Origin of the sequence: Maribacter litopenaei, assembly GCF_025244665.1 — a bacterium.
In the GTDB taxonomy this organism is placed as follows: Bacteria; Bacteroidota; Bacteroidia; order Flavobacteriales; family Flavobacteriaceae; genus Maribacter; species Maribacter litopenaei.
In genome coordinates this window covers 3,198,249-3,219,875 of the sequence record NZ_CP104205.1, presented here as the reverse complement: position 1 = coordinate 3,219,875, position 21,627 = coordinate 3,198,249, and the positions used below count along the sequence as shown (strand labels likewise).

At 38.8% G+C, this 21,627-nt stretch carries 24 protein-coding genes and 2 pseudogenes; 10 read left to right on the top strand and 16 right to left on the bottom strand.

Annotated elements, in window-relative coordinates; translation table 11 throughout:
- The first annotated feature begins 16 nt into the window (after positions 1 to 16).
- From NYZ99_RS17435 to NYZ99_RS17425, 4 genes are read left to right on the top strand one after another with little or no spacing between them, the layout of a single operon-like run.
- Positions 17 to 706 carry a glycerophosphodiester phosphodiesterase gene (locus NYZ99_RS17435; protein ID WP_260572486.1) on the top strand — a complete coding sequence of 230 codons (690 nt, stop codon included), beginning with the start codon at positions 17 to 19 and terminating at the stop codon, positions 704 to 706.
- Entirely contained in the window at positions 706 to 1,572 is an 867-nt protein-coding gene (locus tag NYZ99_RS17430) for an aminoacetone oxidase family FAD-binding enzyme (protein ID WP_338039084.1), read from the top strand. Before NYZ99_RS17435 ends, NYZ99_RS17430 begins: the two co-directional genes overlap by 1 nt.
- Positions 1,527 to 1,973 (top strand): NAD(P)/FAD-dependent oxidoreductase, encoded by a 447-nt coding sequence (locus tag NYZ99_RS22255; RefSeq protein ID WP_338039083.1) that lies wholly within the window; start codon positions 1,527 to 1,529, stop codon positions 1,971 to 1,973. Before NYZ99_RS17430 ends, NYZ99_RS22255 begins: the two co-directional genes overlap by 46 nt.
- A 5-nt stretch (positions 1,974 to 1,978) precedes the next feature.
- Complete coding sequence (locus NYZ99_RS17425; RefSeq protein WP_260572485.1) at positions 1,979 to 2,524, top strand: DUF1697 domain-containing protein; 546 nt, start codon at positions 1,979 to 1,981, stop codon at positions 2,522 to 2,524.
- On the opposite strand, the gene NYZ99_RS17420 is transcribed toward NYZ99_RS17425, so the two are convergent.
- A complete protein-coding gene (locus NYZ99_RS17420) occupies positions 2,517 to 3,005 on the bottom strand; it encodes a TspO/MBR family protein (RefSeq protein WP_260572484.1) in 489 nt (162 codons plus the stop codon). The two genes, NYZ99_RS17425 and NYZ99_RS17420, sit on opposite strands and share 8 nt — an antisense overlap.
- Positions 3,006 to 3,073: 68 nt before the next feature.
- Here NYZ99_RS17420 and NYZ99_RS17415 point away from each other — a divergent pair.
- The 5 genes and pseudogenes from NYZ99_RS17415 (at position 3,074) to NYZ99_RS17395 (ending at position 8,201) form a co-directional block, all read left to right on the top strand.
- Positions 3,074 to 4,161, top strand: a pseudogene (locus NYZ99_RS17415) (diphosphomevalonate decarboxylase).
- A 143-nt stretch (positions 4,162 to 4,304) separates the two neighbouring features.
- Positions 4,305 to 5,240 (top strand): mevalonate kinase family protein, encoded by a 936-nt coding sequence (locus NYZ99_RS17410; protein ID WP_260572483.1) that lies wholly within the window; start codon positions 4,305 to 4,307, stop codon positions 5,238 to 5,240.
- A gap of 18 nt (positions 5,241 to 5,258) precedes the next feature.
- Positions 5,259 to 6,164 carry a geranylgeranylglycerol-phosphate geranylgeranyltransferase gene (locus NYZ99_RS17405; protein WP_260572482.1) on the top strand — a complete coding sequence of 302 codons (906 nt, stop codon included), beginning with the start codon at positions 5,259 to 5,261 and terminating at the stop codon, positions 6,162 to 6,164.
- Positions 6,165 to 6,284: 120 nt separating this feature from the next.
- Positions 6,285 to 7,127: a pseudouridine synthase gene (locus NYZ99_RS17400; protein ID WP_260572481.1), complete on the top strand. Its 843-nt coding sequence runs from the start codon at positions 6,285 to 6,287 to the stop codon at positions 7,125 to 7,127.
- A gap of 15 nt (positions 7,128 to 7,142) precedes the next feature.
- A pseudogene (locus NYZ99_RS17395) lies at positions 7,143 to 8,201 on the top strand (zinc-binding metallopeptidase family protein).
- 210 nt (positions 8,202 to 8,411) lie between these two features.
- Here NYZ99_RS17395 and NYZ99_RS17390 read toward each other — a convergent pair.
- The 14 genes from NYZ99_RS17390 to NYZ99_RS23040 form a co-directional block, all read right to left on the bottom strand.
- Positions 8,412 to 9,260, bottom strand: a complete 849-nt coding sequence (locus NYZ99_RS17390; RefSeq protein WP_260572480.1) for a hypothetical protein — start codon at positions 9,258 to 9,260, stop codon at positions 8,412 to 8,414.
- Positions 9,245 to 9,682, bottom strand: coding sequence for a hypothetical protein (locus tag NYZ99_RS17385; RefSeq protein WP_260572479.1), 438 nt, complete (start codon positions 9,680 to 9,682; stop codon positions 9,245 to 9,247). Before NYZ99_RS17385 ends, NYZ99_RS17390 begins: the two co-directional genes overlap by 16 nt.
- Before the next feature lie 62 nt (positions 9,683 to 9,744).
- Entirely contained in the window at positions 9,745 to 10,023 is a 279-nt protein-coding gene (locus tag NYZ99_RS17380) for a hypothetical protein (protein ID WP_260572478.1), read from the bottom strand.
- Positions 9,956 to 10,207 (bottom strand): M1 family aminopeptidase, encoded by a 252-nt coding sequence (locus NYZ99_RS17375; protein WP_260572477.1) that lies wholly within the window; start codon positions 10,205 to 10,207, stop codon positions 9,956 to 9,958. Before NYZ99_RS17375 ends, NYZ99_RS17380 begins: the two co-directional genes overlap by 68 nt.
- Positions 10,208 to 10,227: 20 nt before the next feature.
- The gene (locus NYZ99_RS17370; protein WP_260572476.1) at positions 10,228 to 10,809 is read right to left on the bottom strand and encodes a M1 family aminopeptidase; all 582 of its coding nucleotides are present in this window, start codon (positions 10,807 to 10,809) and stop codon (positions 10,228 to 10,230) included.
- Between the two features lies 1 nt (position 10,810).
- On the bottom strand, positions 10,811 to 11,341 hold the full coding sequence (locus tag NYZ99_RS17365) for a M1 aminopeptidase family protein (protein WP_260572475.1): 531 nt from the start codon (positions 11,339 to 11,341) through the stop codon (positions 10,811 to 10,813).
- Positions 11,342 to 11,471: 130 nt separating this feature from the next.
- On the bottom strand, positions 11,472 to 12,404 hold the full coding sequence (locus NYZ99_RS17360; protein WP_260572474.1) for a PorP/SprF family type IX secretion system membrane protein: 933 nt from the start codon (positions 12,402 to 12,404) through the stop codon (positions 11,472 to 11,474).
- A 17-nt stretch (positions 12,405 to 12,421) separates the two neighbouring features.
- Positions 12,422 to 13,270, bottom strand: a complete 849-nt coding sequence (locus tag NYZ99_RS17355; RefSeq protein WP_260572473.1) for a T9SS type B sorting domain-containing protein — start codon at positions 13,268 to 13,270, stop codon at positions 12,422 to 12,424.
- A gap of 71 nt (positions 13,271 to 13,341) precedes the next feature.
- Positions 13,342 to 15,111 carry a hypothetical protein gene (locus tag NYZ99_RS17350; protein ID WP_260572472.1) on the bottom strand — a complete coding sequence of 590 codons (1,770 nt, stop codon included), beginning with the start codon at positions 15,109 to 15,111 and terminating at the stop codon, positions 13,342 to 13,344.
- Positions 15,033 to 16,820, bottom strand: coding sequence for a BspA family leucine-rich repeat surface protein (locus NYZ99_RS17345; RefSeq protein WP_260572471.1), 1,788 nt, complete (start codon positions 16,818 to 16,820; stop codon positions 15,033 to 15,035). The genes NYZ99_RS17350 and NYZ99_RS17345 overlap by 79 nt, the downstream gene beginning before the upstream one ends.
- Before the next feature lie 233 nt (positions 16,821 to 17,053).
- On the bottom strand, positions 17,054 to 18,526 hold the full coding sequence (locus NYZ99_RS17340; protein ID WP_260572470.1) for a BspA family leucine-rich repeat surface protein: 1,473 nt from the start codon (positions 18,524 to 18,526) through the stop codon (positions 17,054 to 17,056).
- Positions 18,457 to 18,684 carry a BspA family leucine-rich repeat surface protein gene (locus NYZ99_RS23050; RefSeq protein ID WP_420845143.1) on the bottom strand — a complete coding sequence of 76 codons (228 nt, stop codon included), beginning with the start codon at positions 18,682 to 18,684 and terminating at the stop codon, positions 18,457 to 18,459. The genes NYZ99_RS17340 and NYZ99_RS23050 overlap by 70 nt, the downstream gene beginning before the upstream one ends.
- 7 nt (positions 18,685 to 18,691) lie before the next feature.
- On the bottom strand, positions 18,692 to 18,802 hold the full coding sequence (locus NYZ99_RS23045) for a BspA family leucine-rich repeat surface protein (protein ID WP_476738696.1): 111 nt from the start codon (positions 18,800 to 18,802) through the stop codon (positions 18,692 to 18,694).
- Positions 18,799 to 19,101, bottom strand: a complete 303-nt coding sequence (locus NYZ99_RS23040) for a PKD domain-containing protein (RefSeq protein WP_420845233.1) — start codon at positions 19,099 to 19,101, stop codon at positions 18,799 to 18,801. The genes NYZ99_RS23045 and NYZ99_RS23040 overlap by 4 nt, the downstream gene beginning before the upstream one ends.
- A 347-nt stretch (positions 19,102 to 19,448) precedes the next feature.
- Here NYZ99_RS23040 and NYZ99_RS17330 point away from each other — a divergent pair, with 347 nt between their 5' ends.
- The gene (locus tag NYZ99_RS17330) at positions 19,449 to 20,303 is read left to right on the top strand and encodes a YihY/virulence factor BrkB family protein (protein ID WP_260572468.1); all 855 of its coding nucleotides are present in this window, start codon (positions 19,449 to 19,451) and stop codon (positions 20,301 to 20,303) included.
- On the opposite strand, the gene argH is transcribed toward NYZ99_RS17330, so the two are convergent.
- Complete coding sequence (argH, locus tag NYZ99_RS17325; protein ID WP_260572467.1) at positions 20,300 to 21,580, bottom strand: argininosuccinate lyase; 1,281 nt, start codon at positions 21,578 to 21,580, stop codon at positions 20,300 to 20,302. The genes NYZ99_RS17330 and argH overlap by 4 nt on opposite strands.
- Between the last annotated feature and the right edge of the window lie 47 nt (positions 21,581 to 21,627).

Here is a 21,627-nt window from a genome sequence, read left to right as displayed (position 1 = left end):
TTTAGCTTCTTGCAATATGAAACAACCATTGGTCATAGGTCATAGGGGAGCCATGGGACATGAAACGGAAAACACTTTAGCATCCATACAAAAAGCTATTGATTTGGGAGTGGATATGATAGAGATAGATGTTTTCAAGATAAAGAGTGGCGAAATTGTAGTTTTTCATGATGAAACGGTAGATAGATTGACAAATGGTCCTGGGCGAATTGAAAACTATAACTATATAGACCTAAAGAAATTAGTTGTAGATGGAGGGCATAAAATTCCTATGCTACAAGATGTATTAAAGCTTATTGATAATAAAGTGGCTTTGAACATCGAGTTGAAGGGCGATGATACAGCGGATAGGGTGAACTATATTATAAATTATTATATCGAGAAGAATGGATGGTCACCTGAGAACTTTATTATCTCAAGTTTTAAATGGGACGAGCTAACGGAAATGAGGAGATTGAATCCAAACGTTCAGATAGCAGTTTTAACAGAAGAAAACCCCGTTGATGCCATATCTGCGGCCAAGGAATTGAACGCCGTTGCCATAAACCCCTATTATAAAAGGCTTGATTTGGAGAATGTTAATGAAATTAGGGAAGCCGGACTGAAAATATATGTTTGGATCGTGAATGAGGATTTTGATATTGATGCCATGAAACGACTTGGAGTCGACGGTATTATCACAAATTATCCAGGAAGAGCTCGCTAATGTATGATGTGGTCATAGTCGGTGGTGGGGCGGCAGGCTTTTATGCAGCTATCCATATTGCCGAGGACAGACCCGATTTAAAAATTGCCATACTAGAACGTGGTAAGGAAGTACTTAACAAGGTAAAGGTTTCAGGTGGCGGCAGATGTAATGTTACACATGCCGAGTTTAACCCTAAGGAATTAGCTTCCAACTATCCAAGAGGTGAAAAAGAATTGCTAGGACCTTTTCATAATTATGCAACGGGAGATACAATCCACTTTTTTGAAAAAAGGGGCATTACCTTAAAAATTGAGGAGGATGGGAGAATGTTTCCTATTTCCGATTCTTCTCAGACAATCGTAGATTGTTTTACTTCGGAGGCTCGTAGGTTAGGGATAGAAACCATAAAAATATGCACGGTCACGGGCTTAGAATTTGTTACTACTAAAAGTGAGGACTATTGGAAAATTGCAACCTCAAATAAATCAATAAATACAAAAAGACTGTTGCTTTGCACGGGTAGCAATACCAAAATTTGGAATCTTTTGACGGAATTGGGACACACTATTGTTCCACCCGTGCCTTCGCTTTTTACCTTCAATATAAAGGACAATCGCATTAATAATATTCCTGGTCTTAGTACATATGCAGAAGTATCCGTTTTGGATAACAAAAAGCATTTTAGGGACAATCTTACAATGCAAGACGAAGTTCTTTCTTCTGAAGGTCCTTTGTTAATTACACATTGGGGAATGAGCGATCCCGCAATCTTGAAACTTTCTGCTTGGGGAGCAAGGCTATTGGAATCTTATAACTATCAATTCAAAATCAAGGTGAATTGGGTTCCGAATATCATCCTAATGGATTATTGGAATTGCTCATGAAGGTAAAACAGGTTGAGAAAAAGACTATCCTCAGGACAAAAGTTGTGGATGTACCCAAGAGGTTATGGTGCAATTTGATCCGGGCGGCTGGTATAGATGACAAGCTCACTTGGCCGGAAATAAACAAAAACCTCTTACAAGAATTGACGGTTCAATTAACTGAATGTCTTTTTTATGTTAATGGGAAAAGTACCTTTAAGGAAGAATTTGTTACAGCTGGTGGCGTGGATTTAAGAGAAATAAATTTTAGGACTTTTGAAAGTAGAATACTCCCAAATGTATTCTTCGCAGGGGAAATTCTTGATATTGATGCCATTACAGGAGGTTTTAACTTTCAGAATGCCTGGACAAGTGGTTTTTTGGCGGCCAAGGGAATTGTAAACAGTTTCGAAAACACTTAAAAATCGTGAATAGATATGTTGCCTTTTTAAGAGGAATCAATGTAAGTGGGCAGAGAAAAGTACCCATGGCAGAATTACGTTCACTCTTGTCGAGCAACGGGTTTAGTGAAGTAAAAACCTATATCCAAAGTGGAAACGTTGTTTTTGAAGAGGCAGATGTATCGGCAAAGGAACTTAAACTGTCACTAGAGGAAATTGTAAAGGCCCATTTTGGATTTGATGTTCCAGTTTTGGTAAAGTCCGTTAAGGATTTAAATAAAATCGTCAACCAAAATCCGTTTACTAATCAGGAAGATCTAGAATCCAATAGAATATATTTTATCATGCTTTTCGGGAAACCAAAACAGGAAAGGGTCGATTCGTTCAGGCTAGAAGAGTATCCTAATGAAGAATGGGAGCTCGTTGACGATTGTCTCTACTTGTGCTGCAAAAATGGCTATGGAAATGCCAAATTGAATAACAATCTTGTTGAACGTAAATTAAAATTGGAAGCCACAACCCGCAACCACAGAACCTTAATGAAATTATTGGAAATGGGCAGTACTAATTAAGTTCCCAAATTTTGTAATTCAAAAGTGTCGCAAAGCATACCCATGCTAAGTAGGGTAGTAATAAAATCGCCGCTACTTTACTCACCAATTTAAACCATTTGATGGTAAAAATGATCATGACCAAAAGCGCTAGGATAACCAACAAAGCCCAAAATGGCGACTGAAGACCAAAAAATACGATACTCCATAATGCATTTAGCAATAGTTGGAATCCAAAATGATACAGTGCAGTCTTTACCCATTTATGATGAAACCCTTTGGACCATACCCATCCAGCGGAGACCCCCATCAAAATGTACAAAGTAGTCCAAACAGGTGCAAATACCCAATTGGGAGGATTAAAGCTAGGTTTGTTCAGCGTAAGGTACCAGTCGTTCACAGAACTCTGAGTGACTACGCTGGATAAAAACCCAATAATGAGGCACACGGCAACACTAATAAAAATGTAGGTAAATCTTCTTTTAATCAGGGTTGGGTTCATGCCCTAAAATAATCATTTATTTTTATTGGTCCTGGCTAAAAACTATCTTTGTGGAAATAGCCGGTTTAATGATAGAAAAAGATTTTATTCCTTCTGTAACTATTATCCCTATAGCGGAAGGAAAAGTAGCTTACAAAGCTCCCAGTAATATTGCTTTGGTAAAATACTGGGGTAAAAGAGAAGGTCAAATTCCTGCAAACCCTTCTATCAGCTTCACATTGAGCGCTTGTGCTACCACTACCAAAATAACTTTTAAAAGACTGGATAAACCAACGAATAAATACTCTTTCGATTTTTTTTTCGAAGGTAGTCCAAAGCCATCATTTAGGCCTAAAATCGAATCGTTTTTCAAGAGAATTGCACCTTATCTATCTTTTTTAGGGCATTATCATTTTGTCATTGAATCCACTAATTCGTTTCCCCATAGCAGTGGAATTGCTTCATCAGCAAGCGGTATGTCGGCAATGTCTCTATGTCTTATGGAAATTGAACGGCTGCACCGACCGGAAATGGATGAAAACTTCTTTATAAAAAAAGCGTCATTTTTAGCACGATTAGGCTCGGCAGTGCTTGCAGGAGTATTGAAGGCCCTTTGGTAGCATGGGGAGCCCATGATATTATTCCAAATAGCACTGATTTTTATGGTGTAAGATTAGGGTCTGAAATACATCCAGTATTCAACAATTATCACGATACCATTCTTTTGGTTGATAAAGGTCAAAAACAAGTGAGTAGCACCGTTGGCCATGATTTGGTAAAGGGCCATCCATTTGCGAATCAACGTTTTCAACAAGCTCACAATAACCTTACTCGCATAAAGTCCATATTGGAAACAGGAAATTTAATGGAATTTATTAGGGTTATTGAAAGTGAAGCCCTGACCTTACATGCCATTATGATGACGGGTGATCCCTACTTCATTCTCATGAAGCCAAATACTTTAGAAATTATCAATAAAATATGGAAATTTAGAGAGCGTACCGGTTTGCATATTTGTTTTACGTTGGATGCTGGAGCCAATGTTCATGTGCTTTACCCTGAAAGCGAAAAGGAACAAGTGTATCAATTTATTGTGAATGAGTTAGTTGCATACTGTGAAAACCAACAGTATATTTGTGATCGAATTGGGCAGGGAGCAGTAAAATTAGATGTGTAATTTTATACTCGTACACTAATTTGAACGTTTTCGAACTATTAATTTGCGCAAAACACTTAATTTATTTGAATAAAAAGTGCAAATTTTGCACTTTAGTTATCTATATTTAAGAGTATTAAGACCTAGACGGTTTACAAAGACAAATGAAGGGACCATTATTTTATTCGAAGATTCTTCTTTTTGGGGAGTATGGAATTATTAAAGATTCAAAAGGACTTTCTATTCCATATAATTTTTTTAAGGGTGCGTTGAAAAACAATGATAACTCTGAAAAAGCCATAAAATCCAATGAGGCCTTATATAAATTTGCTTCATATCTTAAAGAATTGAGTATTACGGAACCGGAATTGGTTTCCTTTGACTTTGCTTCTATGGATCAGGATATCGAAGATGGTATGTACTTTGATAGTTCCATTCCACAAGGTTATGGTGTTGGGAGTAGTGGTGCCTTGGTAGCGGCCATATATGATAAATACGCCAATGAAAAGATAACGGTTCTGGAAAACTTGACCAGGGAAAAACTATTATCCTTAAAGGCTATTTTTGGCAAAATGGAGTCTTTTTTTCATGGTAAATCTTCCGGATTGGACCCATTGAACAGTTATTTAAGTCTGCCGATTCTTATTAATTCCAAGGACAATATTGAATCTACTAGCATACCTTCCCAAAACATGGAGGGCAAGGGAGCCGTATTTTTGTTGGATAGTGGGTCTATTGGGGAAACCGCTCCTATGGTTCAAATTTTTATGGAACAAATGAAGAACGAAGGTTTCAGAAAAATGTTGAAGGACCAATTCATAAAGCACACCGATGCCTGCGTAGAGGACTTTGTAAATGGCAATGTTAAGTCACTTTTTGGTAATCTTAAAAAGCTTTCACATGTTGTGCTTGACAATTTTAAGCCCATGATTCCGGCCAAATTTCACGATTTGTGGAAACAAGGAATTGAAACAAATGACTATTACCTAAAATTATGTGGTTCGCGTGGTGGTGGCTACTTTCTTGGATTCACCGAGGATTTTGAAAAGGCAAAAAAGGCTTTAAAAGATTACAAATTAGAGGTAGTCTACAACTTCTAGCATATACCCAACAAATTCATGCTTAGTAGAAAAAACAAACTCCTGCTTTTAAAGGTATTGAGTCTGTTTTCAGTGGTACGAGGGTATAATCTTTTGATAATTATATTGGCTCAGTACTTAGCTTCTATCTACATTTTAGCTCCGGATTTGCCCCTGCGTCAAGTTGTATTTGACCTGAATCTGTTTGTTATAGTAATTGCCTCTATTTTGGTAATTGCAGCTGGCTACATAATTAATAATTTTTATGATGCCGAGAAGGATCTGATCAATAAGCCCCGAAAAACAATGTTGGATCGATTGGTAAGCCAGCGATTCAAATTATCCACCTATTTTGTTTTGAACTTTTTGGCCGTTTTTGCGGCCAGCTATGTTTCTTTTCGGGCTGTTCTTTTCTTTTCTGCCTATATATTTGGTATTTGGTTATACTCCCATAAACTGAAGAAGATTCCGTTCATAGGTAATTTTGTTTCCGCAACACTCGCAATCACACCATTTTTTGCGGTTTTCGTTTACTACAAAAACTTCGAAACTGTCATTTTTGTTCATGCGATGTTTCTCTTTTTATTGATTTTGGCTAGAGAACTAGTAAAGGATTTGGAAAATATTTCCGGGGATGTTGCACAAAATTATCATACCATACCCATTATTTACGGTGTTGGTGTATCCAAATCGCTTATAGCTGTTTTGATGCTATTGACTTTAATTCCAGCTTTACTCTTAATTTTTAAGTTTAATGTAGGATACATGAATTATTATTTTGCTGGATGTATCCTTCTTTTTTTACTTTTTCTTGTAATTCTATTCAAATCGAGGACGAGGAAACACTTTCTTTGGCTACACAACATCTTAAAGTTGGTTATAGTAGTGGGTGTCTTCAGTATTTTATTGATTAATGTGGATTTAGTTCTAAACAGAATTCTATAATCAACAAACCATAAATACCATATCGGTTGCAATCCTTTTGTCGACCGGAAATAATTAAACAGGCAAATCCAAGAAGAAATACCATATCCCTTTGCTACCTTTGTTCAAAATTAGACAGTTATGAGTAGGGGCGATTCAAATAAAGGGAACAAAGCTTCAGGGAGACAAGGCGGCACTTTCAGGAAAAAAAGTTATGCAAGGGGCAATGCACCAATAAAGAAAAATACCCTGCCAAAACAGGATAATAATCCAGATTCCATTCGATTGAACAAGTATGTCGCCAACTCAGGAGTATGCTCTAGGAGGGAAGCCGATATTTATATAGCAGCAGGTAATGTTACCGTCAATGGTAAACCTATTACCGAAATGGGATACAAGGTAAAACTAACGGATGAGGTGAGGTTCGATGGTCAATTGCTGAATCCTGCAAAAAAGGAATATGTGCTATTGAACAAGCCAAAGGATTTTTCAACTACCATTAGGGACGAGAAAGGCAAACGTCATGTGTCAGGATTGATATCAAGCGCCTCCAAATCCAAACTCATGCCGGTTGACAGACTGGATAAAGAGGATACCGGATTGCTTCTTTTTACTAACGATGGGGATTTGACCAAACGTTTAAAGAGCCCTATAAATGGCCTTAGAAAACTCTATCATTTGGTGTTGGATAAGGATTTGAGGAATGCCGACTTGGTAAAGATTCAAGAAGGCGTTGTCGTTGATGATAAGGTTGTTAAGGTACAGGATATTAGTTTTATTGACGATGCGCCAAAAAGGGAGGTGGGCATAGAAATTTATAGTTCCCGAAACAAAATTGTACAGCGACTCTTTGAACACTTGGGCTATACCATTGTTAAATTAGACCGTGTCGTGTATGGTGGACTAACCAAAAAGGATTTGCCAAGAGGCCATTGGAGATATTTAACGGAGCAGGAGGTCATCAATTTTAAGATGATTAAGTAGAGAACACAGGATCTTATGAAGCTGTTTCAATGTTCCAATTGTGAAAACCCCGTTGTTTTTGAAAACAGCATATGTATTTCCTGCGGACATTACTTAGGGTATTCTTCGTTCCATAATCAAATTGTTTCGCTTGACCCTAACCAATCGGAGTGGTCAATACCCTCATTCAACGGAGACACCTATAAATATTGCACTAATAATCTACACGGGACTTGTAATTGGCTAGTTACTCCGGACGAAAATTACGGATTCTGTCTTGCCTGTTCATTGAATAGGACAATACCCGACTTAGATACTTCAGAAAACTGGGAACGATGGAAGCAAATTGAATTTGCCAAGCATAGATTGGTGTATCAACTTTTGAGGTTAAGGCTGCCCATTGTTAGCAAAATGGCGAATTCGCATATCGGGTTATGTTTTGATTTCGTATCCATCGAAAACAAGGACAATAAAAAGACAGGGCACGTCAATGGGGTGATTACCATTCTTATTACCGAGGCAGATGCTGCCACAAGGGAAAAGGTAAAGCAAGAAATGAAGGAACACTACAGAACATTGTTGGGTCATTTTAGGCATGAAGTAGGTCATTATTTCCGGGATAGATTGGTAAGGGATAACAGGAAGGCATTGTCAAATTTTAGGGAAGTATTCGGGGATGACACTGTTTCTTATCAGGATTCCTTACAAAACTATTATGCCAATGGATCTAAGCAAAATTGGCAGAATTTCTATATCAGTAAATATGCATCATCCCATGCTTGGGAAGATTGGGCGGAAACATGATCCCACTATCTACATTTGATGGACTCTTTGGAAACTGCTTATAATTTTGGACTTAGAACTGCACCCATACTGCAAGGGAACAACAAATTAAATTTGAACGCCAATTTTGACCCTTATCTTCATCAAAACTTTGGAGCCATTCTAGAAACTGGAATTCCATTATTATATACAGTGAACAGTATGAATAGATCCATGGGAAAAGATGATGCTTATCCTTTTGTCATTTCAGAACCTGTACAAAGAAAATTGAAATTTATTCATAACCTTTTAAACGAGAGGAATAGTTTTTGAACCAAACTTTGATTTAAATGTGATAGCTTCTTTCACTTATTAATCATTACTTGAAAGAAAGTATAAGTAATGAATATATCACCCGTATTAGGTTTTGCAAAACTATTGGTTAAGAGTAGAAAGACTAAATTATTATTGATTGGGGCCCAATTAGGATATGTAGGCTACAAATTTTTGAAAAATAGGAAGCGTAAATATCCTAAATCCAAATCAAAGACAGTCAAAACAGCCAATTAAGTAACTCGGTAGTTCTAAATCTTCCGAACCTTTGAGAGGCTCGTCCAGATAATCCATTTTATTTATAATGTCATAAAATTCCTTAGCAATTTGAGGCAGCATATCTCTTCGTGATTGAATCGAATTGATTATTGTTTTACCATCCAATTCATATATAACCTTTGGCCAAACTTTAAAACTTTCGTCAATTACCGAATTTGTGAGTAAACCCTGTAATTTTTGTGCCTCTTCGATAAAGTCTTCCCTTGGAATATTTTTTAGAAAATAGATATCAAAAGGCATAACCAATCCTGGCAGGTAGTCTATGTCTTCTTCAAAAGATTGCAGGTCAGGTAAAATTAGCTTATTTGATATAAGGCTAGGTAGGATTCCTTCTATACTAAAAAATGCATTATCCCTATCTCCCGGCAGTGGTATAGCTTCATAATCATTTTGCTCTTGAACTACCACCCACCCCCATTGCTTGGAGTGACGATCCCAGTCACCTATTACAATGTCAAAGAGACGTGCTCTTATCAATGCCGAAGTATTTATCCTAAGGGAAGTTCCAAGCTCCATCTTTAATTCTTGCAAGTCCTCCGTATCTAGGATATCTTCCACATTTTCATAAGAGGTCCAATTCTTACCTCCATCCGTTTCGTGTTCTAACATATAAATTTTATTGCCATATACTTCATTGTAATTTCCCAAGGAGCTTTGTTTTGGAAGGAATACGGCTTTTGGGTCAGTATGCAATATCTTGGATTTCTCGGCAAGTCTAGCCACCACAATGGCGGCATAGGGGTGTTGGGCAGAAATCCCATCTACTATAATATTCTCCAAGCCCATAGTTTTGGCCCATTCGGCACCAAGGGTTCAGGGTCTTTATTAATACTTCTAAGGCTGTAAATAAACCCTTCTTCGGACTCAAGTTTAAGACTATGGGTTTGTTGGCCACCACCTTCTTTTAGAATTTTCATTCCCCCTAGAAGGGTATCCAAATTCAGAACTTTAAACGGAATTGGGGTAGACCAAGCCCTACGATATTGCTCCCCCTGAATGATATTTTTTATAGCATTTGCTTCATACAAAGTACTTGGTGCTACTAGTACGGAGTCATAGTGAAAAAAATCATTGGACTTTAAATCCTCCTTATTTTGAACTACCGAGATTGATTTTTCCTTATTGGTAGAGAAAATGGAGATATAAGTAAATAGGACAAATATTAAAATAATAATTCCAAGGGCAACTCCTATTTTTTTCATGTATTGAATTTACCCTTTACTCCATTCAATGAGTGCTTCTGTAGAATTTATTTAGAACCCAATTAATTTTTTTCTTCAAATAATAACCAGGTATCGGGGTCTATAGTCAGAGATTTGGGTGCCTCTTTCATGGGGATTTCAAAAATCGTCTTTTTACCTTCAACATCCAGGGTAAATGTTTTTTCTATATCATCCCCCATACGTATCTCTAAAGGAAAGGAAAAAGTAAAATAATCTTGTACCTGCTCCACATCCACAAAAAGCTTATTTTTTTCATGATGCCAGGCCCATTTTATTTCTCGGATATCCTTTGGTGAATATCCATTGTTGGAAAAAATCATTCAGATCTTTTCCGGTAATCTGTTCCATGACACTTTTAAAATCTTCTGTTAAGGCATTGGAATTTTGATATTTCTTGTAGTATGCAACAATTCCTTCCCAAAATAGTTCATCTCCAATTTCATGTCGAAGCATGTTCAGAACCCATCCGGCCTTTTGATAGGAGTTTACACTCAATACCTTCATGGGATCCTTGATTGATGGGTCTACGATCGGAGCTGGATTTTTTTAAAATAATCAATGATCTGCTTACGATCCAATTGAAGTTCTTCCTTTCTTTTATCGTCGCCGTAAACACTCTCCTGATACAAAATGGCGAAGTAAGTGGCAAATCCTTCGCTAAGCCGGACGTGGTTCCAGTCATTTTCCGAAGCAGAATTACCAAACCATTGGTGGGCAATTTCATGGGCTATGAGGCCCTCGACCTCATTTTTACCGTTGACGGAATTTTCAAAATAGGCAATGGTTCCAGCATTTTCTAATCCTCCCCATTGTGTCTTTGCCTGCATATTTGCCAATTTAGCATAGGAGTAAGGGCCAATTTGATCAATAAAGTATCTTAAAACTTTGGTAGCAACCCCATAATCAGAAAAACCGTCCAATCTATTCTCCGGATAGACCCATGCGGTCACCGGTATATCATATACCTCCCCTAGCAGTCTGCTTGCAAATTTGGTGACACCAATCGTTACTACCTTCATAGCCACTGGGGCCGGTTCTCTATAAATGGTTAATTTATTACCATTCTCCAAGTAACTTTCTTCAATTTTTTCTCCGGTAGCAACCACATCATAATGGTCTCGGGGCCGTAATTCTGAATTCGATCGCGGCCTTGTCGTAGGGGTAGTCCACTGATGGCAACCAATGTCTTGCAAGATTCGGCCAATTGTCACCAAAAAAGGAACGTTTGCCAAACTTGGTCGTGTCTATGACAAGTCCTCTTTCCGGAATTCCATGGTATTTTACCTTATATACTTGGGAGAGCGGTGAATATTTAGTGGGTTGGATTTTAATTTTATTATTTTCAAATACATAGTCAATGGACTTTTCCGCTTCGGATACATCTGAGATTCTCATCCCATAATTACCAGTAAATTCAATCAAGTCTAGATTAAATGGTATAGGTTCATTTTCGAAGTCTACATGAATTTCGGCTTCCCCCTCAATACTATTTGTGGTGTCGTTCAATTGTAAATTGAACACATACTTTTTTATATCTACAGATTCATTTCTAATGTAGGTGTCCTGTGAAAAGAGGGACAATGAAAAAAATAAGAAAGCGGTAAGAACGCCAAATGATGGAATGGTATATTTTTTCATGAATTTGTTAGACTATCTAAAATGAGGGCCTAAGATAAAATATATAAACCTTTTAGACATCAGTTTGGAGAACCCAAGCAACTAAAATTCCTGAAATCAAAGAATACTACTAGTTTTGTGCAGTATAGTATTAATCCCTGTGGTATCCCTCTCCAAAAAGATAACTCACTATAATGCCATGTGTATTTCCCAGTGGATTATTATTAAAAGCTAGGTTGTAGTTGTAAATCGCCCTGATATTCTTGAAGATATAAATACCGGCCAAAAGGTTGATGGACGAATTGGTACGATAGCCAGTTCCCAGTTCAAACCTATTTTTATAGCTCATGGCGATATTAAAATCTACTTGTAGTGGCGCTCCGTTTTCATATTTCACCGTAATATTTGGTTTAATCATAATTTCCTCAAAAATGTTGGAGTAGAATCGATAACCCAAATAACCATAGTAGGCGTTTGAAAGGTCTAGGTTATCATCAGATGCCAATGTATCCCCTAATATATTAGGGGCAGAGAAGCCTACGTGGATATCGGCCGGATTCAATAGTATACCCAAGCCTATGGTGGGTATGGAAGCATTGATATTTTGGGCAAAATTGGGGTCATTTGTTATCCCTAACTCCAACAAGTTGTCCTGGTATTGTTGAATGCCCCCGGTAATGGCAAAGGAAAGAGAGTTTGGTGTATATACCTGCCAGTAAGGCCTGTTTTTCTTAGTGTCGAAGAATATTTTATACGAATAAGTCGCAAAAGCATTGGTAGATGTGGTTACCCCGATCTCATCCCTAATAAAGCCAGCTCCCAAACCTACTTTACCTCTGTTCAAGGGGGTATGTAAACTTAAAGAAAAATTTCTTGGACTACCTTCCATCTGATTAAAAAATCCGGAATTGCCTAATGAAACTTCCGTACTTGGTGCCAGTCCAGCATAGGCCGTATTAATTAGGTACGGATTGTAATTATATTCAGCAAACAAAGGGGTTTGCTGGGCATATAGCCTGTTTTCAGATAATTGCAACATGAAGGATATCGCCAATAAAGCGAAATAGTATATTGGTTTATTCATTTATTATCGCTTTAAGACTACGAACCCTTGTAGTTTTTTAAGATTATGTTCACCCGTAACCTGAATAGTAAAGAAATAGGTGCCACTCGGAAGTTCACTTGCTCCAAGTTGTGTTTTCCTATTCGCAATTCCATTAAAAACATTGGATTGGTTATCGTATCCCTGAATCGGAAAACTAAATCTCCCCAACGGTTATATATTGCAACCGTATTGTCCGGATGTCGCTCTATGCCATCAATGGTCCAATAGTCATTTATACCGTCCCCGTTTGGTGAAAAGCCGTATAAGGTGTCATCTTGTTCAATAGTTGTAAATGTAAATTCTGAACAGTTTAGGGCATCGCCCAAGGTGTTATATGGAGTGATGTTTACATAATATGTTGTATCCTCCAATAATTTTTCCGGAAAGGTATAGGATGTTAAAATGCTCACATCTTCATTGTCAACAATATCATTACCACCTGAAGTGGTGCCAACGCTTAGTCGGTATCCATCGGCAGTCATGGATGCTTCCCAAGAAAGTGTCACGTCAGTAGCTACATTAATATCGCCATCTTCAGGTAATATCAACGTGGTACAATCTGGTATAGTCGGTAAGGTTTCAGTGGTGAAACTTTCTTCGGAACACCCAACCGACATTCCATCCGAATTATATGGTACAATGGTTACGAATATGGTCGTATCTTCTGGTAAATCGGTGGCAAAGTTATAGGTGCTAACATTCCCTACATCTATTGTATTTAGGATATCGTTACCTCCCGATGTTGTACCGGCAGTCAAGTAGTATCCATCTGCACCTATAATGGCATTCCATGAAAGATTAGTGGATATGCTAACTTCTGAAGCGTTATTTAAGGGAGCAGTCAAATTGGTACAGCTCGGAACATTTAATAAGGTTTCTGTGGTAAAGCTTTCCTCTGTACAGCCAGTAGCACTTCCTACCGAATTATAGGGGACAATGGATACAAAAATGGTAGTCGCTTCGGTAAATCCGAGGCAAAAGAATAGGTTGTTACATTGCCCACATTCATATTGTCCAAAATATTGTTTCCCCCCGATGTTGTGCCTACCGTCAAATAATATCCATTTGCATTTGTAATGGCGTTCCACGATAGACTAGTCGAAATACTCACTTCGGTAGCATTTTGTATCGGCGCGGTTAAATAGGTACAGTTTGGTGCGGTCGCCAAGGTTTCCGTAGTGAAAGTTTCCTCGATACAGCCAGCGGCGTTTCCAACGGAATTATAAGGAACAATAGATACAAAGATGGTAGTTGCCTCAGGTAAATCTGATGCCAAATCATATGTAGTTACATTGCCCGTATCCACATTGTTCAAAATTTCATTACCACCTGATGAAGTACCCACGGTTAAATAGTAACCTTCAGCATTAGAAACGCTATTCCAGGTTAGATCGGTAGAAATGCTCACCTCCGTGGCATTATGCAATGGAGTCGTTAAACTAGTACAACTTGGAGCAGTCGCCGGAGTCTCTGTAGTAAAACTTTCTTCAGTACAAGAAGAAGCGCTTCCAAAACTATTATAAGGTATTATGTGTACGAAAATGGTAGTGGTTTCGGGTAAATCCGATGTTAGATTGTACATGGTTACATTTCCAACATCCACATTGTTCAAAATATCAGTTGCTCCTGAAGAAGTACCTACTGATAGATAGTATCCATCCGTATTGGCCGCAGCATTCCAACTTATATCGGTACCAATTGACACATTGACGGCTCCATTCAAAGGACTGACCAACGACGTACACTGTGGAGGATTATTCATTGTCGATGTTCCGGTCCTAAAATTTTCTTCGGTACATCCAACAGCGTCACCCACATCTTTATATGGTATAATGGTTACATAGTGGGTTCTATTACCCTGTAAATTTTGTGAAAAGGAATAAGTAGTTGTATTTCCAACATCTATCCCATTTGCGATTTCAATACCACCTTGGGTAATCCCCACATTCACTATATAGCCAGTTGCACCGTCCACCGTATTCCATGTAAGGTCGGTATCAATGGGCACATTTGTAGTACCAGTAATGGGACTGGTAAGATTTGTGCAAACAGGTGGTACAGGAATAAGCTCTGTACGGAAACTTTCTTCAATGCAGCCTGTAGCATCACCTTGTTCATTGTAAGGGACTATGATTACGTATATAACGGTATCTTCTGGTAAGTCAGCAGCTAAATCATAAGTAGTAGTATTGCCAACATCAAAAGCGTTTAGGATATCATTACCCCCTAAGGTAGTGCCGACGGTTAATCGGTACCCATCTGCATTGGAAACCGGGTTCCGGAAAAGGTCGGTATCCACTTTTACATCGATGGCTCCGCTCAAGGGACTGCTCAGATTGGTACATTCAGGAATAGCGGGCGGGTCACTCGCTATGGTAAAACTTTCTTCAGCACATGCTATGGCATCACCTGTATCGTTTGAAGGTATAATAGTAACGTACACTGTTTCCCCTCCCGAAAACTCACTTGGAAATTCATAGGATGTTTCATTCACAATGGCTTGGTTATTTACAATATCATTGCCTCCAGGAGTAGTACCCACTGTTAAAAAATACTCATGTGCATATAGGACAGGTTCCCAAGAGAGGTTTGTATTAACAGGTACATCTACCTCTCCATTAAGAGGAGCGACAAGTTGGGTACATTCGGGATGGGACAATCTAGAATATCCTGATAGAATGACCATCCAAAATTGTCTATCATGGACTGTCTTTCTTCTAGGGCATCACAATACAATAATCCCTGAGCTCCAAGTGTTAAGCCCGGGGTTAAGTTCTGTTCAGACCATGATATTAATGTGTTATCATAATTGATTCTCGTCAAGGCCGTATTGTTGAGCATATTGGTTACATTGCCTACATTGCTTATATCCCAATCTCCCAAGTATTGATCAAAGGAGGATGCATTTTCGAACATGGATTGTACGGAAACGGTGCCAAGATCCCATTGATCCATAGGTTGATTAAATGTGGATGCATTTCTGAACATTGAATTCATGTTACCAACGCCTGAAACTCGCCAATTGTTAATATTTTGATTGAAGGCCAGCGCATTATCGAACATGTTCTGCATCGTAGTTACTTTACGAACGTTCCAATTATCTAAGGGTTGATTAAAGACTATCGCTCCACTAAACATAGATTGCATGGTGGTCACGGAGGCCACGTTCCAAGAATTAACAGATTGATTGAAGGATACGGCATTTTGGAACATCGCCTCCATATTGTTCACAAAAGAGGTATTCCAGCTATCAATATTTTGATTAAAGGCCGATGCTCCACTAAACATTTCCTTGGCATTTAAGAGCTCTCCGGTATTCCAATTGGGTATGGGTTGGTCAAATACAATGGCATCTTTAAACATTGCTCCCATATTGGTTACGGAACCCACATTCCAGTTACTGATTTGGCCGTTGAACATTGAGGCGCCCTCGAACATTGAGTTCATCAACGTTACAGAGGATACATCCCAACTATTTAAAGGTTGGTTGAACAGTACAGCACTTTTAAACATAGAGGCCATATTTGCAACGGCACTTACGTTCCACGTATCCAAAGGTTGGTTAAATGCGGAGGCCGATTGAAACATGGATTGCATATTTACGACCGAGTTTACATCCCAACCCCCCAACGGCTGATTGAAGGCCCCTGCCAGCTGGAACATGCTTCGCATATTGGTTACCTTGGTAACATTCCATGGATTAATGTTCTGATTAAAAACTTTTGCATCATAGAACATGTACTGCATGTTTATCACTTTGGATACATCCCAATTATTTAATGGCTGGTTGAAGTTATCCGTATCCTGGAACATATAGCTCATGTCGGTTACACTAGAAACATCCCAGTCATCTATGTTTTGATTGAAAGCAGTGCTTCTACGAAACATGGCTTGCATATTGAGCACATTGCTTACATTCCAATTATTCAATGGTTGATTAAAAGACATGTCTACTACATAGCCATCGAACATTTGGCTCATGTCCGTTACATTAATTACATTCCAGGAATTAATAGGTTGATTGAACAATTGAGCTCTTTCAAACATGGAGGACATATTCGTTACGCTGCTTACATTCCATCCATCAATATTTTGATTAAATGCGGCCGCTTGGCGAAACATATCCGACATATTGTTCACATTTCCTGTATTCCAATTATTAAGTGGCTGATTAAAGGCACTGGTTACCAAAAACATGGCGCTCATATTGGTCACGTTGCTCACATCCCAATTATTCAAAGGTTGATTGAAAGTCGTAGCGGCCAGGAATAGGCCATACATATTGGTCACATTGCTCACGTCCCAATTGTTAATATTCCCGTTAAAAGAGGAACAGGAACCGAACATATTGCTCATTGTATTGACATTGGTCAAGTCTCGGAATATCTGTGGCATTGTATTCCATATTGGAACAACCATAAAAGGCCAGTTCCATAGATTCCCAGGCCTGTGTTCCCCATTGATCTATCGAAATGAGCTTAAAACTATCTGAATTGGAGTAATAATGGTATGGGCTAGGAAAGGTGCCAATGATAGAAACTGTATACACCCCTGGAGTAAGATAGGTATGGGTGATTTCTCCGGTAACGTTGTTGTTAAACTGGCCATCTCCCCAATCTATGGAATAATCATAGGTGTAATAACCTGGGTAGCCCGTATTGGCCTCTATTTTTAATTGATTGGCCGTGAGTACTTTTATAATCGGTCAAGGAGGTGTCATAGGTTAGCTTAAAAGCATCGGGACTATTTACCCAACTTTCCACAACTGTAAAGGTTATTGGTGAACATCCAACCGCATCTCCTTCATCATTGAAAGGAATGACCAATGCGGAAACTTCATCTCCAGGACTGAACTCATTCGTGAAATCCACACCCACAATAGAAGGCCCTAAGGTTTGATTGTAAACCTCTACCGATCCGGAACCACTATCTCTTGTCACGGTTACCTTATACCCAGTTGCATTGGGCACGGGATTCCATCTTATATCGCTGTTTGCTGGTACTTGGGTATCACCAGCTGCCGGCATAGTAATTTCTGCACAAAGGACGAAGGAGCAATTAATGGCATCCCCGCTTATATTCCAATTGAAGTTGTCTATGAGGTTTTGTCGGGCATCGCGACCATCGCAATAGGTAAGATTTAGGGCTCCAAGGTTCAAGTTTGATTGAACCGTTTGGGCCTCCCATCCAATCAAAGTGTTGTCATAATTTGTTTGGGACATTCCCGAATCGGATAGCATGTTGTCCATATTCGAAACAATACCGATACTCCATGATGCCAAATTTTGATCGAATGCTGTTGCTTCCTGAAACAACCTTCCCATATTTGATACATTAGACGTATTCCAAGTGGTAAGCGATTGATTGAAAACAGCCGCCCCTCTGAACATGCTGTTCATGTTGGTTACATTTGTAACCACCCAATTATCCAAGGGTTGGTCAAAGGCCAAAGCTCCCAAGAACATATTGTTCATAAGCGTAACGTTACCCACTGTCCAATTGTTCAAAGGCTGATTAAATAATGGGGCATTTTGAAACATTTCGCTCATATCGGTAACGGCGCTTACGATCCAATTCCCAATTCCTTGATTGAACACTTTAGCACCGTTGAACATGCCTTTCATGTTGGTTACCTTGCTTACGTTCCATCCAGTTATATCCTGGTTGAAGTTATCAGTATCCCTGAACATGTAACTCATATTGGTGACATTACTAACATCCCAGTTGTCCAACGGTTGGTTAAAAACACCATTCCATATCCATCCATCGAACATGCCGGACATGTTGGTCACATTAGTTACATTCCAGGTGTTTAATGGTTGGTTAAAAGTTCTATGCCTAAAGAACATCTCGCTCATATTGGTAACATTGTCAACCACCCAATTTCCAATGGGCTGGTTAAATTCACTCTGCCCGAACATACCGGCCATATTGGTAACTTTGCTTACGTTCCAATTCCCGATAGGTTGATTGAACTTGGAACTGTAGAACATATAGGACATGTCCTCTACATTACCTACTATCCAATTGTTTAAAGGAAGATTAAAACTATTGGTGTTCGGAATGTTCCGCTCATGTTCGTGACTTGGCTCACGTCCCAATTATTAATGTTTTGATTGAAGGCACTGGCGCTTAAAAACATTCCCGCCATGTTGGTGACAGAAGCCACGTTCCAGTTATCAAGGGGTTCGTTATATAGATTGGCACCATTAAAGGTGTTGGACATATCCGTTACGGATATGGTATTCCAACTATCCAAGGGTCTATTAAAAATTGCGGCACCATGAAACAGGCCGAGACATATCCCTGATGTTACTCACGTCCCAATTATTTAAAATCCCATTGAAATTCTTACAGTCCCTAAAGGTCTGCTTCATACTGAGTACCAAGGAAAGGTCCGGGAGTTGATCGCATCAAAGTTCAAGTTTTCACAACCGTAAAAGGCATTTTCCATGGTTTCCCATTCAATGGTGCCCCATTCCAGTATTTCAATAATCTTAAATCGATCTCCTGTATTATTAAAGTAAATAGAAGGAAAGGTGCCGCTGATGCTTACCGTATAATTGCCTGCTGTGGCGTAAGTGTGCGTGATATTTCCGGTAACACCTGTATCCGTATTTCCATCGCCCCAGTTTACGTCATAATTATAGTTGTTGTAAGCCGGATTGGTTGGGATTGTTATCTCGGTTATTCAGAGAGGAGCCACTACTAGTATTGTTCGTATTCCAAATGGAGGTAAAAGACTGAGAATTGGCTTTTACACCCAAGAAGAGTAGTACGAATATGGGGAAGAACTTCTTGAACATAATTCTACATAATGATGTTTGCTGAGAACGATCTTACCTTCGAATTATTTTAGGTTTTTCCATAAATGATGTCAGATGCAAAAAAACAAGAGTGTATGCCACTTTTGATGCTTAAAAAGGTCGGAAATACTAGACATTGAAGCACTAAAAATTTGATATGGATCAAAGATATTGTCCATGATAAATTAACTTGAAACTGGCCCATAAAGAAGATATAATGAAGTTTACATTGAACCAGTTTCCAAAATTATTGTGGACTACTTTTAATGCCTGGCTAGGTAAGGAACCATTTAAAATTAGCGCGGTAATAGCCTATTATGCCATTCTTTCCCTGCCTGGGCTATTGATCATAATTTTAGAAATTGTTGGATCCATATGGGGGAGGGAAATAGTAAGGGGAGAATTGTTTTCTGAAATATCTTCCGCCATGGGCCCTGAAACGGCGCAGTCCATTCAGGAAATGTTGGCCGATCCAGGGAGCGAAAATACTTCCATGTTGGCGACCTTTTTAGGGGTATGTGTTTTGATTTACGGGGCTACCGGTGTTTTTTACCAACTTCAAAATGCATTGAACGACATTTGGGGGGTGTCGTCCAATTACTCCAATGAACTATTGGCGACCATTTTTGGAAGGTTAAAGAGTTTTGGATTTATTTTAATATTTGGATTCCTTTTACTTGTCAGTTTTGTAATTACCTCTTTTTTATCGGCATTTTCGAAGCAACTTTCAAGGTTATTATCTACGAGTGTTGTGGAATGGACTTTTGTAATGGACATATTGCTGTCCCTGTTTTTTATTTACTTCCTTTTTGGAGCCATGTTCAAATACTTACCAAGCGTTAAGGTAAAATGGGGTGCTGTAAAAATAGGAGCTGCCTTGACTGCAATCCTGTTCCTGTTGGGCAAATATGCCTTGGCCTTTTATTTTGGAAAGGCAGAGCCGGGATCAACCTATGGGGCCGCTGGTTCCATGATTTTGGTGATGTTATGGGTTTCCTATTCCAGTTTAATTGTCACTTTTGGCGCCCAGTTCACAAAAATTTATTCTGATACGTTTATAAAGAAAAATTAGCCCAGTTTTTCCATTTTGGCCTTGATCTCTTTAAGGCATAAATTTCCCAAGCTACCTTCATGGGAATGGGAAATATCCCTTTTTGGGGTAAAGGTACCCTGTTGAATTTCTTGCCCCATTTTTTTATAAGCATCCCTAAAGGGCATTCCATTTTGAACTAACTCGTTCAAGGTATCAACACTAAATAGGTAATCGTACTTTTCATCCTCAAGGATTTGGTCATTTACTTGAATCTCTTCCAAACTAAACGTAAGTATTTCTAAACAGGCCTTCATATCCTGAATGGCCGGAACAATAATTTCCTTTACCAATTGCAAATCCCTGTGGTATCCACTTGGCAGGTTGTTAATGACCATTGTCAATTGGTTGGGGACGGATTGTAATTTGTTGCATTTTCCCCTTACTAACTCAAAAACATCCGGATTCTTCTTGTGGGGCATAATACTACTCCCAGTTGTTAATTCGTCCGGAAAAGAAACAAAATTGAAGTTTTGGCTCATATACAAACATATATCCATAGCCATTTTGGATAAAGTGGAGGCAATACTGGCCATTCCAAATGCCGTAGCCTTTTCAACCTTCCCACGACCCATTTGAGCTGCTACCACGTTAAATTTTAAGGTTTCAAACCCCATTTCCTTGGTTGTAAAACTTCTGTCTATAGGGAAAGAACTTCCATACCCTGCAGCACTGCCTAAGGGATTTTGATCTGCCACCTTATACGCAGCATCAACAAAGTAAAGGTCATCAATCAAACTTTCTGCATAAGCGGAAAACCAAAGCCCAAACGAGGAGGGCATGGCAATCTGCAAATGTGTGTAACCAGGAAGTAAGACATTTTTATGTTCCTCAGCTTTTTTCAACAAAAGGTCGAACAATTCCTTGGTCATCGATTTAATTTCCGATAACTCATCTTTTAGGTACAAATGCATGGCAACCAAAACCTGATCGTTTCGTGAACGTGCGGTATGGATTTTCTTGCCTGTATCACCCAAACTTAGGGTAAGCAAGTATTCTATTTTGGAATGCATATCCTCAAAAGAGGGTTCAATTGTAAAGGTTCCCCTTTCAATCCTTGAGGCAATGGCATCCAATTCCTGGACCAGTTCCTGTGTTTCCTTATGTGTCAAAAGTCCAATTTTACCAAGCATTTTAGCATGTGCCTTGGAGGCCATAACATCATACTTCGCCAGTTGAAGGTCCAATTCTCTGTCGTTCCCTACTGTAAAGTGATCTATTTTCTTATCGGTACTAAATCCTTTGTCCCGCAGTTTCATAATTTTTCAAATTCAATGTCAAGTCCAATTAATTGCTAGTGAACCTG

Bases quoted from the DNA above. Each gene is read 5' to 3' on its own strand.
- NYZ99_RS17350 (WP_260572472.1), bottom strand. From the start codon at position 15,111: ATGGTCATTCTATCAGGATATTCTAGATTGTCCCATCCCGAATGTACC.
- NYZ99_RS17385 (WP_260572479.1), bottom strand. From the start codon at position 9,682: ATGAAAAAAATAGGAGTTGCCCTTGGAATTATTATTTTAATATTTGTC.
- NYZ99_RS17380 (WP_260572478.1), bottom strand. From the start codon at position 10,023: ATGATTTTTTCCAACAATGGATATTCACCAAAGGATATCCGAGAAATA.
- NYZ99_RS17375 (WP_260572477.1), bottom strand. From the start codon at position 10,207: ATGAAGGTATTGAGTGTAAACTCCTATCAAAAGGCCGGATGGGTTCTG.
- argH (WP_260572467.1), bottom strand. From the start codon at position 21,580: ATGAAACTGCGGGACAAAGGATTTAGTACCGATAAGAAAATAGATCAC.
- NYZ99_RS17420 (WP_260572484.1), bottom strand. From the start codon at position 3,005: ATGAACCCAACCCTGATTAAAAGAAGATTTACCTACATTTTTATTAGT.
- NYZ99_RS17330 (WP_260572468.1), top strand. From the start codon at position 19,449: ATGAAGTTTACATTGAACCAGTTTCCAAAATTATTGTGGACTACTTTT.
- NYZ99_RS17345 (WP_260572471.1), bottom strand. From the start codon at position 16,820: ATGCCACAGATATTCCGAGACTTGACCAATGTCAATACAATGAGCAAT.
- NYZ99_RS17435 (WP_260572486.1), top strand. From the start codon at position 17: ATGAAACAACCATTGGTCATAGGTCATAGGGGAGCCATGGGACATGAA.
- NYZ99_RS17365 (WP_260572475.1), bottom strand. From the start codon at position 11,341: ATGAAAAAATATACCATTCCATCATTTGGCGTTCTTACCGCTTTCTTA.
- NYZ99_RS17400 (WP_260572481.1), top strand. From the start codon at position 6,285: ATGAGTAGGGGCGATTCAAATAAAGGGAACAAAGCTTCAGGGAGACAA.
- NYZ99_RS23045 (WP_476738696.1), bottom strand. From the start codon at position 18,802: ATGAAGCAGACCTTTAGGGACTGTAAGAATTTCAATGGGATTTTAAAT.
- NYZ99_RS17430 (WP_338039084.1), top strand. From the start codon at position 706: ATGTATGATGTGGTCATAGTCGGTGGTGGGGCGGCAGGCTTTTATGCA.
- NYZ99_RS17405 (WP_260572482.1), top strand. From the start codon at position 5,259: ATGCTTAGTAGAAAAAACAAACTCCTGCTTTTAAAGGTATTGAGTCTG.
- NYZ99_RS17410 (WP_260572483.1), top strand. From the start codon at position 4,305: ATGAAGGGACCATTATTTTATTCGAAGATTCTTCTTTTTGGGGAGTAT.
- NYZ99_RS17360 (WP_260572474.1), bottom strand. From the start codon at position 12,404: ATGAATAAACCAATATACTATTTCGCTTTATTGGCGATATCCTTCATG.